Annotated in this window: 13 protein-coding genes; 10 read left to right on the top strand and 3 right to left on the bottom strand. The window is 46.1% G+C overall.

Features of this window, described 5'->3' with window-relative positions; genetic code table 11:
* Positions 1-16: 16 nt before the first annotated feature.
* From narJ to Q5C82_RS01770, 6 genes are all read left to right on the top strand, one after another.
* On the top strand, positions 17-571 hold the full coding sequence (gene narJ / locus Q5C82_RS01795) for a nitrate reductase molybdenum cofactor assembly chaperone (protein WP_003221980.1): 555 nt from the start codon (positions 17-19) through the stop codon (positions 569-571).
* Positions 568-1239 carry a respiratory nitrate reductase subunit gamma gene (narI, locus tag Q5C82_RS01790; RefSeq protein ID WP_003221978.1) on the top strand — a complete coding sequence of 224 codons (672 nt, stop codon included), beginning with the start codon at positions 568-570 and terminating at the stop codon, positions 1237-1239. The genes narJ and narI overlap by 4 nt, the downstream gene beginning before the upstream one ends.
* Before the next feature lie 171 nt (positions 1240-1410).
* On the top strand, positions 1411-2040 hold the full coding sequence (locus Q5C82_RS01785; RefSeq protein ID WP_003221975.1) for a YitT family protein: 630 nt from the start codon (positions 1411-1413) through the stop codon (positions 2038-2040).
* Positions 2041-2141: 101 nt separating this feature from the next.
* Positions 2142-3644: a cardiolipin synthase gene (gene cls / locus Q5C82_RS01780; RefSeq protein ID WP_003221974.1), complete on the top strand. Its 1503-nt coding sequence runs from the start codon at positions 2142-2144 to the stop codon at positions 3642-3644.
* 85 nt (positions 3645-3729) lie between these two features.
* Positions 3730-5457, top strand: a complete 1728-nt coding sequence (locus Q5C82_RS01775) for an ABC transporter ATP-binding protein (protein ID WP_003221973.1) — start codon at positions 3730-3732, stop codon at positions 5455-5457.
* Positions 5458-5466: 9 nt separating this feature from the next.
* The gene (locus Q5C82_RS01770; RefSeq protein ID WP_003221971.1) at positions 5467-5991 is read left to right on the top strand and encodes a dihydrofolate reductase family protein; all 525 of its coding nucleotides are present in this window, start codon (positions 5467-5469) and stop codon (positions 5989-5991) included.
* Positions 5992-6040: 49 nt separating this feature from the next.
* On the opposite strand, the gene Q5C82_RS01765 is transcribed toward Q5C82_RS01770, so the two are convergent.
* From Q5C82_RS01765 to cls (Q5C82_RS01755), 3 genes are all read right to left on the bottom strand, one after another.
* Positions 6041-6313 carry a hypothetical protein gene (locus tag Q5C82_RS01765; protein WP_003221969.1) on the bottom strand — a complete coding sequence of 91 codons (273 nt, stop codon included), beginning with the start codon at positions 6311-6313 and terminating at the stop codon, positions 6041-6043.
* 80 nt (positions 6314-6393) lie between these two features.
* Positions 6394-7356 carry a UV DNA damage repair endonuclease UvsE gene (uvsE, locus tag Q5C82_RS01760; RefSeq protein ID WP_003221967.1) on the bottom strand — a complete coding sequence of 321 codons (963 nt, stop codon included), beginning with the start codon at positions 7354-7356 and terminating at the stop codon, positions 6394-6396.
* A gap of 12 nt (positions 7357-7368) precedes the next feature.
* Positions 7369-8568 carry a cardiolipin synthase gene (cls, locus tag Q5C82_RS01755; protein WP_003221965.1) on the bottom strand — a complete coding sequence of 400 codons (1200 nt, stop codon included), beginning with the start codon at positions 8566-8568 and terminating at the stop codon, positions 7369-7371.
* A gap of 154 nt (positions 8569-8722) precedes the next feature.
* Here cls (Q5C82_RS01755) and Q5C82_RS01750 point away from each other — a divergent pair, with 154 nt between their 5' ends.
* The 4 genes from Q5C82_RS01750 (at position 8723) to pyrG (ending at position 14527) form a co-directional block, all read left to right on the top strand.
* Entirely contained in the window at positions 8723-10840 is a 2118-nt protein-coding gene (locus tag Q5C82_RS01750; protein ID WP_003221963.1) for a heterodisulfide reductase-related iron-sulfur binding cluster, read from the top strand.
* On the top strand, positions 10837-11976 hold the full coding sequence (gene acdA, locus Q5C82_RS01745) for an acyl-CoA dehydrogenase AcdA (RefSeq protein WP_003221961.1): 1140 nt from the start codon (positions 10837-10839) through the stop codon (positions 11974-11976). The genes Q5C82_RS01750 and acdA overlap by 4 nt, the downstream gene beginning before the upstream one ends.
* Before the next feature lie 182 nt (positions 11977-12158).
* On the top strand, positions 12159-12680 hold the full coding sequence (gene rpoE, locus Q5C82_RS01740; protein WP_003221959.1) for a DNA-directed RNA polymerase subunit delta: 522 nt from the start codon (positions 12159-12161) through the stop codon (positions 12678-12680).
* 239 nt (positions 12681-12919) lie between these two features.
* The gene (gene pyrG, locus Q5C82_RS01735) at positions 12920-14527 is read left to right on the top strand and encodes a glutamine hydrolyzing CTP synthase (RefSeq protein ID WP_003221957.1); all 1608 of its coding nucleotides are present in this window, start codon (positions 12920-12922) and stop codon (positions 14525-14527) included.
* Positions 14528-14589: the final 62 nt, after the last annotated feature.

Below are 14589 nucleotides of genomic sequence, written 5' to 3'. Positions count from 1 at the left end.
AACGAGGTGTAACAAGATGAACACCACAGACCGGCAAATCACGTTCTCTGCTCTTTCCTGTCTTCTTTCCTATCCGGATGAAGAGTGGAGAGCCGAGCTTCCCGATTGGAAGGCTCTTATCCATGAAATCAGCAACCAGCAAATTCGGGAGAAACTGCTGCACTTTTTCGAAGCGTCAGCCAGCTTTTCTCAGGAAGCGCTGATTGAACACTATGTCTATACGTTCGACTTTGGAAAAAAAACGAATATGTACGTCACTTACTTTAACTCAGGCGAGCAAAGGGAACGCGGGATTGAATTGCTGCATTTAAAAAACACGTATCAGCAATCCGGTTTCCTGCCGACAGAGAAAGAACTGCCTGATTATTTGCCGCTTATGCTGGAATTTGCGGCGGTTGCAGAGATGGAAGCGGCGAGAAGCGTGTTTGAGAAATATCTGTCCAATGTGAGAGAGCTGGCATCCCGCCTCGAAAAAAATGACAGCATATATGCGGAGCTGCTGTACGTGCTGCTGGCCGCGCTGGAAAACATCGGCGTACGTGAAAGCATTGAAGGGGCTGTTCAGGCATGAGCGGGCAGATCCTGTGGGGCGTGATGCCATACATTGTAATGACAATCTTTATCGGCGGCCATATTTACCGCTACCAGCATGACCAATTTGGCTGGACGGCGAAATCCAGCGAGCTGTTAGAAAAGAAAAAACTTGCGGCGGGCAGTACACTTTTTCACTGGGGCTTGCTGTGCGTTATCGGGGGGCATCTCATGGGAATTCTGATCCCGGAAGCCGTGTACACCTCCATTGGCATTTCAGAGCATGCTTATCACAAAATGGCGATTGGCGCAGGCCTGCCGGCGGGGATTGTGGCATGTACCGGACTTTTCATCCTGACGTACAGAAGGCTGTTTGACAAAAGAATCCGCAAAACAAGCTCGCCATCGGATATCCTTATTCTCATCCTGCTGCTGTTCATGATGCTGTCAGGCGTTGCCGCCACGTTTCTCAACATTGATTCGAAAGGATTTGATTACCGGACAACAGTCGGGCCGTGGTTCAGGGAGATCTTTTTATTCAGCCCTGACGCCTCTTTGATGGAGAGTGTCCCGCTATGGTTTAAGCTTCATATCATGATAGGATACATCGTTTTTACTCTGTGGCCGTTTACAAGATTGGTACACGTGTTCAGTCTGCCACTCAAGTATTTGACACGAAGCTATGTCGTGTATCGAAAACGCTCGTAAAAATCCCCCTTGAAAGAGGGGGATTTTTTATGATGATGGAAACAAGTCTTACAAAACAGTTTGATAAAAAAATAAAAACGTAAGATATTTTCTGCCAAGGTAATGGCTGGGTGGCCAGGAATCCTGTTATGTTTGTATTTGGAAATAACATTCTAAAAAGGAGAGTGAAGAATGAAGCGGATTTTACTCATTTTAACTGCTTGTCTTATGACAAGCACGGGGGTCCTGACACTCAGACATTCTCACGTATTAACCGGCGGGACAGCCGGACTGTCACTAAGCCTGACATACTTGTTTCATTCCTCGTTTGCCATTATCTTCTTTCTGATCAATATCCCGTTTTACGTATTTTCTCTCATCAGAATGGGCATCAAATTCACCCTATCTACTGTATTTGCAGTCACAGCGCTGACTCTGTTTACAAGCGCGGATCACTGGCTGCCGTCTGTCTCTTTTTCACCGTTTGCCGGGGCAGTTTGCGGCGGTGCGCTGATTGGGTTCGGCTTGTCGCTCATGTTTTATCATCAGGCTTCGCTCGGCGGCGCCAATATCCTTGCTTTATTTCTGCAAAAACGCTACGGATGGAATCCGGGTACGGTTAATTTCCTCTTCGACTTTGGCGTTGTGCTGGTCGGCATTTTCTCCGTCGGATTGCTGAAAGGGCTCTTTTCCTTAGTGTCGATTGCGGTCACGGGCCTGATCGTCAGCTTCTTCAAAAATAAAATCAAAAGCAGCTACTCCCTCAAGCCGGCCTTGCTCCAGAACATCACACCCGGCCAATCTCAGGAAGCTTCATCATAAGCCTTTCCGCATCTTGCGGAGAGGCTTTTTACATAGAAGGTTTATCGATTAGAAAAAAGAGGTAATACGGAGGTAATCGAATCAGATTGGAGAGAATCAGGATGCTGAAAAGGAGACTGGAATTTTTCTTTTTGTATATGATGCTTATCGGGGCATATGTCATATGGGTTTTTCCGGTTTCCAGGCTTGAGTTTTACGGGGGATTGCTATGCTATGTCAGTATTATTCTGTTCAGCATCTACTCGTTAATTCTTGAAAACCGCACATCGCAGCACACGCTGTTATGGATCCATATTCTTGTCTTTTTTCCGATCGCCGGCTATATGTTTTATCTGTTTTCCGGGCAGCTTTATGTAAAAGGAAAGCTGTTCAAGACAAAACGAATGCATAACAGGGAAAAGCTCAGGAAGCTGTTTGACATGGAGGAAACGCCGGAAGTGACAGGGCTGAAAGACAATCAGGAGAGATTCTTTACGTATTCCATCAGGGCTGCCCATATGAATATCAATACGAAAAGCAATATCAAAGTGCTGAAAAACGGCGAAGAAACCTTTCCGGACATTTTCAAAGCGATGAGGAAAGCAGAATCTTATATACATATTGAATACTACATGTTTAAATCCGACATGCTTGGCCGCGGCATGATGGACATTATGATGGAAAAAGCGCGCCAAGGTGTCGAGGTAAGGTTTTTATATGACGCCGCAGGAAGCATCAAGCTGGCAAGAAGAGATATCATGAAAATGAAACTAGCGGGAGTGGACATCGTTCCGTTTTCTCCACTGAAATACGGATTCTTCAACCAGAAGCTGAATTTTAGAAATCACCGGAAAATCGTGATCATCGACGGAAAAACCGGTTTTGTGGGCGGATTAAATGTCGGGAAGGAATATATCAGCAGAGATCCGTACATCGGGTTTTGGAGAGATACTCATCTGCGGCTGGAAGGAGAAATTGTGCAAACGCTTCACGCCATCTTTATGCTCGATTGGGAATACGTCTCCAATGAAGTGTTAATTGATCAAGAGGAGTACAATACCCCGGTTCCCGTGGAAGGAGAGGGCATTTACCAAGTTGTCGCGACAGGCCCTGACATGAAGGAAAGCATGAGCGACCTTTATTATGAAATGATTTCCTCAGCGCAGAAATCAATATGGATCGCTACGCCCTATTTCGTTCCGAATGAATCCATTCGCACGGCGCTGAAAGCAGCGGCGACTAAAGGCGTACAAGTAAGGGTCATGGTGCCGGAGAAGAACGACAGCTTTTTGACGCAATACGCGTCAAGATCCTATTTCCCAGAGCTGCTTCTTGAGGGCATTGAGGTGTATTCTTATCAAAAAGGCTTCATGCATCAAAAAGTCATGATCGTTGATGGCGATCTCGCATCCGTCGGCACTGCGAATATGGACATGCGCAGCTTCCAGCTCAACTTTGAAGTAAACGTGTTCTTCACGGATGCCGAAGCGATCCGCACTCTTGAAGACCATTTCGAAGAGGATATGCTGGACAGTGAAAAACTCAGCCCTGTCGGCTTTTATAAAAGGGGAATGACCGACCGGACAAAAGAATCCTTAGCCCGTCTGTTTTCAAGTGTTCTGTAAAAAAAAGAAATCCGATCTATAAAAACCGCCGGTGTATAGTATAATTGAAAAAATTATCAGTTATTATGCATTGGGGGAAGATAGAGTGCTGCGGCAATTTTTTTCGTATTATAAACCATACAAAACGTTGTTCTTTCTCGATTTTTTCTCGGCGATCGCGGGAGGCTTAATGGAGCTGAGTTTTCCTATGATCGTCAATTATTTTATTGACACCTTGCTTCCGGGCAGGGACTGGGGGCTGATCATCGCGACCTCAATCGGCTTATTTGCGGTGTATGCGCTCAGCTCGGCTCTCCAGTATATCGTCACATACTGGGGGCACATGCTTGGGATCAATATCGAGACCGATATGAGAAAGTCGCTTTTTGACCATTTGCAAAAGCTCTCGTTCAAATTTTACGACAACAACAAGACGGGAACGCTGATGTCGAAGCTGACGAACGATTTAATGTACATCGGCGAAGTTGCCCATCACGGCCCGGAAGACCTATTCATTGCCATCATGACCATTCTCGGAGCGTTTGGTGTCATGCTGTTTATTAACTGGCAGCTTGCATTATTAACGTTTATCATCATGCCGATTGTCATTTGGCTAGCGCTTTATTTCAACAAAAAAATGACCAAAGCGTTTACCACGCTGAACAAAGATATCGGAGACTTCAGCGCGCGTGTAGAAAATAATATCGGCGGCATCCGGCTCGTGCAGGCGTTCGGCAATGAATCATTTGAAAAAGAACGCTTCGCCGTCAACAATCAGCGTTTCCGTGTCACAAAGCTTTCCTCATATAAAATCATGGCGAAAAATGGCTCAATCAGCTATATGCTGACTCGGTTTGTCACGCTGTTTGTGCTTTTGTGCGGAACGTGGTTTGTCATTCGCGGCTCCTTATCGTACGGGGAATTCGTGGCGTTTGTGCTTCTGACGAATGTGCTATTCAGGCCCATTGACAAAATTAACGCCATTATCGAAATGTATCCGAGAGGAATCGCAGGTTTCAAAAGCTATATGGAACTGATGGAGACAGAGCCGGATATTCAGGATTCTCCTGATGCGAGAGACGTTTCCGGCCTGAAGGGCAATATCTGCTATGAACATGTTTCATTTGGCTATGATGACCATCACAACGTCCTCAATGACATTAACCTGTCCATTCAAGCGGGGGAAACGGTAGCGTTCGTCGGTCCGTCAGGTGCGGGAAAATCAACGCTTTGCAGTCTGCTTCCGCGCTTTTATGAAGCATCGGAGGGTGACATTACGATCGACGGCATCAGCATTAAAGACATGACGCTATCTTCGCTGCGGGGGCAGATTGGCGTCGTGCAGCAGGACGTTTTCTTATTCTCGGGCACGCTTCGAGAAAATATCGCCTACGGCCGATTAGACGCATCAGAAGAAGACATTTGGCAGGCTGTGAAGCAGGCGCATCTGGAAGAGCTCGTCCATCACATGCCGGATGGGCTGGATACCATCATCGGCGAACGGGGCGTGAAGCTTTCCGGCGGGCAAAAACAGCGCCTGTCAATTGCACGGATGTTCTTGAAAAATCCGTCAATCCTGATTCTCGACGAAGCCACCTCTGCCCTAGATACAGAAACAGAAGCGGCGATCCAAAAGGCGCTGCAAGAATTGTCAGAGGGGCGCACGACGCTCGTCATCGCCCACAGGCTCGCGACAATCAAAGACGCGGATAGAATTGTGGTCGTCACAAACAACGGTATTGAAGAACAAGGCCGCCATCAAGACCTGATCGAAGCCGGAGGCCTATACAGCAGGCTGCATCAAGCGCAATTCGGGCAAATGGTGCAGCAATAGGAGGGGAATATGAACAGAAAAAATGTGCTCTACATTGCTGTTTCATTGGATGGGATGATTGCAAGAGAAGATGGAAGCATCGACTGGCTGGATGAATTTGAAGGTGAAGGCGATAACGGTTACAGTGCGTTTTATCAGACTGTTGATACCGTCATCTTAGGCCGGAGCACATATGAACACGTCAAAATTCTTACACCGGTTTTCCCGTATCAGGATAAAACATGCTACGTTTTCACGAGAACGCCCGGCAGTTATCAGGATGAACACGTGACGTTTATCAATGAGGGGGCCAAGGCCTTCACTGACCGTTTGAAACTGGATAAAGGCTTAAACATCTGGATAGCAGGCGGGGCAGAGCTGGTGAATGCCTTTATGAAAGAAGATGCCATCGATGAATTCATCATCACTGTGATTCCAGTCGTTTTAGGGAGCGGCATCCCGCTGTTTCATGAACTCACGAATGAAACAAAGCTGCGGTTAAAAGGGATGAAACAATTCGGACAGGCGGTTCAGCTTTATTATGTTAGACCATAAGAAAAAGGATAGACAAAAACATGTCTATCCTTTTTGTATTGTATGTAAGTTAGAGTGCTTCTCTTTCAGCAGGCTCGATAATATTTTGGAACTTTTCAATCAGTTGTGATGCTTTAGTTCCTTCTACTACAATCAGATATTCCTTTTCATCATGAGCCATACGGAACGTCTCAAGCTCAATTAAGCTTTTGATTTTGCACATTGTTTTCTTTGAATAAATATAAACCTCGTGGCTTCCGGAATGGCACATTTTATAAAGATGAATCAAATTTCTTAAAGTAAATGCCTGTGCGGCTACTTTCAGAGACTTGATGTTTTTCATAATCTTTCTCCTCCATCGGTTGTTGTCTTATATAGCGTATGTTCCCAGAGCGGACGAACTGTAAACCTGATATTGCACATTTATGATTTCCATTGCAGCGTGCCTCCGCCGATGCGTTTGACACCGCGGATGGAGCTTAATTCATCCATCAGGCGGAGTAGCGCCTTGTCTTTCTGTTTTGCTTCAATCATGAAATCAATATTTGTTCCCCATTGTCTGAAACGCTCTAACAGCGGCAGCAAAAAGTTGGCGTCAACATAATCGGCATGGCTGCGTATGGCTTGCTCCGATTTTGGGGAAGACAGGTGAACCTTTGGCTGCAGCCCTATCCGCTCCCACGTTTTGATCATCCGGGGCAGTGCATCATTCAGGTCGGCGTGATCATCTGGATTGGCGTAAAAATGATGAAAGTCAAAGACAAACGGAACATCCTCTTGTTCACAGACCTGAAGCGTTTCTTCTGTCGTATAGGTTTTATCATCGTTTTCCAGCGTCATCCGCTGTTTGATCTCCTGCGGCAGCTGCTTCATATTTTGATGAAATTGAGCAGTGGCGGTGTCTTTATCTCCGTAAGCGCCGCCAATATGAATGTTGATTACGGAGCGATCAGCAATGCCCATGGCTTCAAGCATGCGGTAGTGATACGCCATATCGGTTACCGCATTTTTTGTGACGTTTTCCTTCGGGCTCGTGAACAGAGTAAATTGGTTTGGGTGAAAGCTTGTTCGCAGATGATGTGTGTTAACAAGCTCCCCAATCTCCCGAAACTCCTTTTGAAATGGCGTTACAAAATCCCACATTACATCGGGATGCGTGGCCAGCGGCACAATCGAACTGGAAAAACGGTACAAAGGAATACCGTGGCCGATGATATAGTGAAGGGTTCTCATTGTATTGCGTAAATTGGCTCTTGTCACAGTCAGCAGGGCTTCTTTTCTTTCATCCTTCGAAAGCTTGGAATAACGCGCGAATGTCAATGTTTTAGCGGGAGACGCATCCCAAAGGCTCATCGCGTTTGAAACGAACCCGAATCTGAAAATCATAGGAACTCTCCTTTATAAAAAATAAGATAATGCTCTGCCAAGCCATTCCGCCGGGCGCTGTCTGAACGTGCGTTTTTTGAAATTCTCCTTTGTCAGCAGCTCCGACCTATTAATATCCTCTTCGATCGTGGCATAGACTTCTTTTGTAAAAGCCTTATCATCGATTTCAACATTCACCTCTTCATTTAAAAAAAAGCTTCGCTGATCAAAATTGGCGGTGCCGATGATGCTGAAGTGATCGTCAATGATCAGGGCTTTCACATGATAAAACCCCTGGTAAAAACGGTAGATAAGACAGCCGGCATTCAAGAGCTCCGAATAATACGTAAAAGCTGCCTCTCTGACCAGCGGATGATCTGATTTCATCGGCACGATGATCGTAACAGCTACACCGTTTTTTCTTGCTTTGACCAATGCCTGCTGAAGCGGTTTCGTCGGAATATAATAAGGTGTGCAAATGGTGATGCGATCTTTTGCCTGCGCGATATTAGCCAAATACGTTTTTTCAAGAGAATAGCCATCAGTCGCATAAATCTTATGAGAGATATTCCCTTGCGGAAGCTCCGGCCAAACATCCGGGGCCAGTTCAGCTGATCCGGTATTCCGTTTCAGATCGGCTGTAAAAAGCGTCTGAAGATCGCGGACACCTTCTCCCTTCATGCGCAGATGATAATCCTCCCAATTGCCGAACTTCGCCTTCTTTCCAAGGTATTCTTCACCGATATTAAACCCGCCGATATAACCGATTTTCCCGTCTATCACAGCGATTTTTCGGTGATTTCGTTTTTGCATATGGAAAAAGAAATAAGGAAAACGGGGCTTGTTAAGAAAATGAACATGAACCCCGGCATTTTTCATTGTCTCCAGCGCCGGTTTTTTAATTTTTTGGCTGCCGGACCAATCCAGCAGCAAATAAACAGAAACACCGGCTTTAGCTTTTGCTTTCAGCAGCGTAAACATATTGTGGCTGACCTCATCATTTTTCATAATAAAAAACATCACGTGAACAGAGGAAACGGCCTGGCGGATGTCTTCCATCATCCGTTCGACAAGATCAGCGCCGCAGTGGATCAATTCGATATCACTCTTCTTTTTCGAAAAAACAGGCTCGTACGCGTTTTTTTTATAAACGGCGCGTCCCATGAAGATATCAAGCAGAATAAAAGCCAATAGTATGATGACAATGATGAGGATTACGAAAAATATCTTCATCCCGGCACTCCTTTCCGTAGTAAAGGTAGTGTGCCCGAACATCAGGAATTTAATTATTGACTGAACACTCATTCATTATTTATCATAAAGATAATCTTATACAGATTCGAGGGTAGGGGATCGCGGTCTTTATCAGTAAAAAGGGGGAATTGGAATGAGCGGCTTTCTCATCGCAAATGCATTGTTATTTCTGATTGTAACCGCTTACGCTGTCTATTTGTTTGTCTACTTGGTTAAAACGAGACTGGCCTACATCAGGCTTGGGCAGAAAGAACATTTTGATCAACGGATTAAGGAACGGCTTCGCGCCATATGGGTGAATGTATTCGGACAGAAAAAACTGCTCAAGGACAAGAAAAGCGGAATCATTCACGTCATGTTTTTCTACGGATTTATTTTGGTTCAGTTCGGAGCAATTGACTTTATTATCAAAGGACTGGCTCCCGATCGGAATCTGCCGCTTGGCCCTGTCTATCCCGCCTTCACCTTTTTTCAGGAAATCGTTACATTTCTCATTTTAATCGCTGTGGGCTGGGCATTCTACAGACGTTATATCGAAAAGCTCGTCAGGCTAAAACGCGGTTTCAAAGCAGGACTCGTTCTCATTTTTATCGGAGGATTGATGCTGACCGTTCTGGTTGGGAATGGGATGAACCTGATCTGGCATGAGCACGGGCTTTCGTGGAGCGAGCCGATTGCATCAGGTATCGCGTTTTTGCTTAGCGGAGTCGGGGAAACAGGTGCGGCGGTGATTTTCTATATCGCATGGTGGGTGCATCTTCTGTTTTTGCTGAGCTTTTTAGTGTACGTGCCTCAGTCGAAGCATGCCCACTTAATCGCCGGCCCGGCAAATGTCTTTTTCAATAGAATGGAATCAGCCGGAAAGCTTGAAAAAATTGATTTTACCGACGAAACGAAAGAAAGCTACGGAGCGGGAAAAATAGAAGATTTCCGGCAGTCCCAGCTGCTTGATTTGTACGCATGTGTCGAGTGCGGCCGCTGCACCAATATGTGCCCTGCAACAGGCACCGGAAAAATGCTGTCGCCGATGGACTTAATTTTGCGTCTCAGAGACCATCTCACTGAAAAAGGCGCCGCCGTCACCTCGCGCTCGCCATGGGTGCCCGCGGCAGCGTTCCGGCATACAAGAGGCAATCAGCTGGCGGCGTCGTCAGCAGGCAGCGGATCGCAGGAAGCCGCGGCAGCGCTAGATTACAATCCGAGCTTGATCGGCGACGTCATTACAGAGGAAGAAATTTGGGCGTGCACCACTTGCCGGAATTGTGAGGATCAATGCCCGGTCATGAACGAACACGTGGATAAAATCATCGACCTTCGCCGCTACCTCGTATTGACAGAAGGGAAAATGGACAGTGACGCACAGCGCGCCATGACCAGTATCGAGCGGCAGGGAAATCCGTGGGGCCTCAACCGCAAGGAACGCGAAAATTGGCGTGACGCGGCGCCGGATGCTGAGATTCCGACCGTAAAAGAAATGAAAAAAGAAGGAAAAGAATTTGAGTATCTTTTCTGGGTCGGTTCCATGGGGTCTTACGACAACAGAAGCCAGAAAATCGCGATTTCTTTTGCCAAGCTGCTCAATCACGCGGGCGTGTCTTTTGCGATCCTCGGTAATAAAGAAAAAAATTCAGGAGACACGCCGCGCCGCCTCGGAAATGAATTTTTATTCCAAGAGCTGGCTGAGAAGAATATCTCTGAATTTGAAAAAAATCATGTGGAAAAAATCGTTACGATCGATCCGCATGCATACAATTTATTTAAAAATGAGTATCCTGATTTCGGTTTTGAAGGCGAGGTTTATCATCATACAGAAGTGCTGGCCGAGCTGGTAAGGAACGGGAAACTAAAACCGCAGCACCCCCTTCAAGAGGTGATTACCTTCCATGACTCATGCTACTTGGGCCGCTACAACGAAGTCTATGATCCGCCGAGGGAGATTTTGAAAGCCATTCCGGGCGTACAGCTGATTGAAATGGAGAGAACCCGGGAAACCGGCATGTGCTGCGGCGCCGGCGGGGGATTAATGTGGATGGAGGAAGAAACGGGCAACAGGATTAATGTCGCCAGGACAGAGCAAGCGCTCGCGGTCAACCCATCGGTGATCAGCTCAGGCTGTCCTTACTGTCTCACGATGCTCGGGGATGGCACAAAGGCGAAAGAAGCCGAAGACCAAGTCAAAACGTATGATGTCGCCGAGCTTCTGGCCCAATCTGTCTTAGGTGCTGATATGAAAATGGGGGAGAAGCCATGAAGTTTTCATTATCAGAAGAACACGAGATGATCAGGAAATTGGTCCGTGATTTTGCGAAGCATGAGGTGGCCCCGACAGCCGCAGAACGCGACGAACAAGAACGCTTCGACCGCGAGCTATTTCGGGAAATGGCGAATCTAGGGCTGACGGGAATTCCGTGGCCTGAAGATTATGGAGGAATCGGAAGTGACTATCTGGCCTACGTCATCGCGGTGGAGGAACTGTCGAAAGTGTGCGCCTCCACCGGTGTGACGCTTTCCGCCCATATCTCTCTTTGCAGCTGGCCGCTATTTGCCTTTGGGACGGAAGAGCAGAAGACAGAGTATTTGACACAACTGGCCCTTGGAGAGAAAATCGGCGCTTTTGCTTTGACGGAAGCAGGGTCCGGCTCTGATGCCGGCGGCATGAAAACAACTGCTGAACGAATCGGCGATGACTATGTGTTAAATGGCTCAAAAGTGTTTATCACGAACGGCGGCATCGCGGATATTTACATTGTTTTTGCAGTCACCGATCCCGAGAAAAAGAAAAAAGGCATTTCCGCTTTTATTGTAGAAAAGGAATTTGAAGGTTTTTTGACAGGCAAGAAAGAAAAGAAGCTGGGCATCCGTTCGTCTCCGACAACGGAAATCATGTTCGAAGATTGTGTTGTGCCCGCAGCCAATCGTCTCGGAGAAGAAGGGGAAGGCTTCAAAATCGCGATGAAGACGCTTGACGGAGGAAGAAACGGCATTGCCGCTCAAGCCGTGGGCATCGCTCAGGGAGCGCTTGATGCGGCGCTTCAATACGCAAAAGAGAGAAAGCAATTCGGAAAATCGATCGCCGAGCAGCAGGGCATTGCTTTTAAACTCGCGGATATGGCTACAATGATAGAAGCTTCAAGGCTATTGACCTATCAGGCGGCATGGCTGGAATCATCAGGCCTTCCATATGGAAAAGCTTCCGCCATGTCCAAACTGCTGGCGGGGGATACGGCAATGAAGGTGACGACCGAAGCCGTGCAGATTTTCGGCGGCTATGGCTATACAAAAGATTATCCGGTTGAACGCTATATGCGTGATGCAAAAATCACGCAAATCTATGAAGGCACTCAAGAAATTCAAAGACTTGTCATCTCCAGAATGCTCGCGGATTGACGCAAAACATCTATCAGTCGGAACACTCTTGTAAAATTATTTAAATTAACGCTGTTAAGGGTAGCATATTCTGTTTTATTTTGTTTATAATGAGAGGTATGGTTTGTATAAGAACGATACAAAATCGCTTTCATTATTGATAAAACAGATACATATAAGTAATAGAAAGGGAGTGTCCGACCTTGGGTATCAAACAATATTCACAGGAAGAGCTAAAGGAAATGGCTTTAGTTGAAATCGCTCACGAATTATTTGAAGAACATAAAAAACCAGTTCCTTTTCAGGAGCTTTTAAATGAAATTGCATCTTTGCTCGGCGTGACAAAAGAAGAGCTTGGAGACCGCATCGCTCAATTTTATACAGATTTAAACATTGACGGCCGCTTCCTGGCGCTTTCTGACCAGACTTGGGGACTTCGCAGCTGGTATCCGTATGATCAGCTTGACGAAGAAACGCAGCCAACCGTCAAGGCGAAAAAGAAAAAAGCGAAGAAAGTAGTCGAAGAAGATCTTGACCTTGACGAGTTTGAAGAGATCGACGAAGACGACATTGATTTAGATGAAGTCGAGGAAGAACTTGATCTTGACGCCGACGATTTTGACGATGAAGATCTTGATGAAGACGACGATGATCTTGAGATCGAAGAGGATATTATTGATGAAGATGATGAAGATCTTGATGATGAAGATGAGGATCTCAAATAGTAATAGATCATCTTCAAAACAATCTTGACTTTCAAAGTCGAACTATGTAGTATGTATTTTGGGCTCTTCAAAAACGAAGAGAGAACATAGTGCGTTATGCTCCCTTTCAAGAAATTGAAAGGGAGCTTTCTTATTTTCACCCCTCATTTTTCTTATAAATCATTTAAAAGGCTAAATGATTTTCTATAAAACAGTACATTTTAAAAATGTAGCTAAGAGCGAAGAGAGGAGCAAACGAAATGACGAAATATATTTTTGTAACCGGGGGAGTCGTATCCTCACTTGGAAAGGGTATTGTAGCAGCTTCATTGGGGCGTTTGCTGAAAAACCGTGGACTAAACGTGACGATCCAAAAATTTGATCCATACATCAACGTCGACCCGGGAACGATGAGCCCATACCAGCACGGTGAAGTATTCGTAACGGATGACGGCGCCGAAACAGACTTGGACCTTGGTCACTATGAGCGTTTTATCGACATCAACCTGAATAAATTCAGCAACGTAACAACTGGTAAAATCTATTCAACAGTTCTTAAAAAAGAACGACGCGGAGACTACCTTGGCGGAACTGTACAGGTTATCCCGCACATCACAAACGAACTGAAAGACCGTGTTTACCGGGCGGGGAAAGAAACAAACGCGGATGTCGTCATTACAGAAATTGGCGGTACTGTCGGAGACATCGAATCACTGCCATTCCTTGAAGCGATTCGCCAAATGAAGAGCGATATCGGCCGTGAAAACGTAATGTACATCCACTGTACGCTTGTTCCTTACATTAAAGCTGCGGGCGAATTGAAAACAAAACCGACACAGCACAGCGTAAAAGAATTACGCAGCTTGGGCATTCAGCCAAACATCATCGTCGTGCGTACAGAAATGCCGATTTCTCAAGATATGAAAGATAAAATCGCGCTATTCTGCGACATCGATACAAAAGCAGTGATCGAGTGTGAAGATGCGGACAACCTTTACTCCATTCCGCTTGAGCTTCAAAAACAAGGGCTTGATAAGCTTGTTTGCGAGCACATGCAATTGGCATGCAAAGAAGCTGAAATGTCAGAGTGGAAAGAGCTTGTTAATAAGGTTAGCAATCTGTCTCAAACGATTACGATCGGCCTTGTCGGTAAGTACGTTGAGCTTCCTGACGCATACATCTCTGTTGTTGAATCACTTCGCCACGCGGGCTACGCGTTTGACACAGATGTAAAAGTGAAATGGATTAACGCTGAGGAAGTAACAGAAAGCAACATCGGCGAGCTAACTAGCGGAACAGACGGTATTATCGTACCAGGCGGCTTCGGTGACCGAGGTGTTGAAGGCAAAATCGTTGCAACAAAATACGCGCGCGAAAACAACATTCCATTCTTGGGCATTTGCTTAGGCATGCAGGTTGCGTCTATTGAATACGCACGTAATGTATTGGGCTTAAAAGGCGCTCACTCTGCGGAAATTGATCCGTCAACTCAATACCCGATCATTGACCTTCTTCCTGAACAGAAGGATGTTGAGGATCTCGGAGGAACGCTTCGTCTCGGCCTTTACCCTTGTAAGCTTGAAGAAGGCACGAAAGCCTTTGAAGTGTATCAGGATGAAGTGGTGTACGAGCGTCACCGCCACCGTTATGAATTCAACAACGAATTCAGACAGCAAATGGAAGACCAAGGCTTCGTATTCTCAGGCACAAGCCCTGACGGACGCCTCGTTGAAATCATCGAGCTGAAAGACCACCCTTGGTTCGTGGCTTCTCAGTTCCACCCAGAGTTCAAGTCCAGACCGACAAGACCTCAGCCTCTATTTAAAGGCTTTATCGGAGCGTCTGTCGAAGCTGCAAATCAGAAGTAATCAAAAAAGACTTGCCGTTTGTCAAAAGCGGGCAAGTCTTTTTTATTTGTTTCCTGCAAGAT

Source organism: uncultured Bacillus sp., assembly GCF_958411575.1.
GTDB lineage: Bacteria > Bacillota > Bacilli > Bacillales > Bacillaceae > Bacillus > Bacillus spizizenii.
Note: the sequence above shows the minus strand (reverse complement) of the source record. Positions and strands in the feature narration are given on the sequence as shown.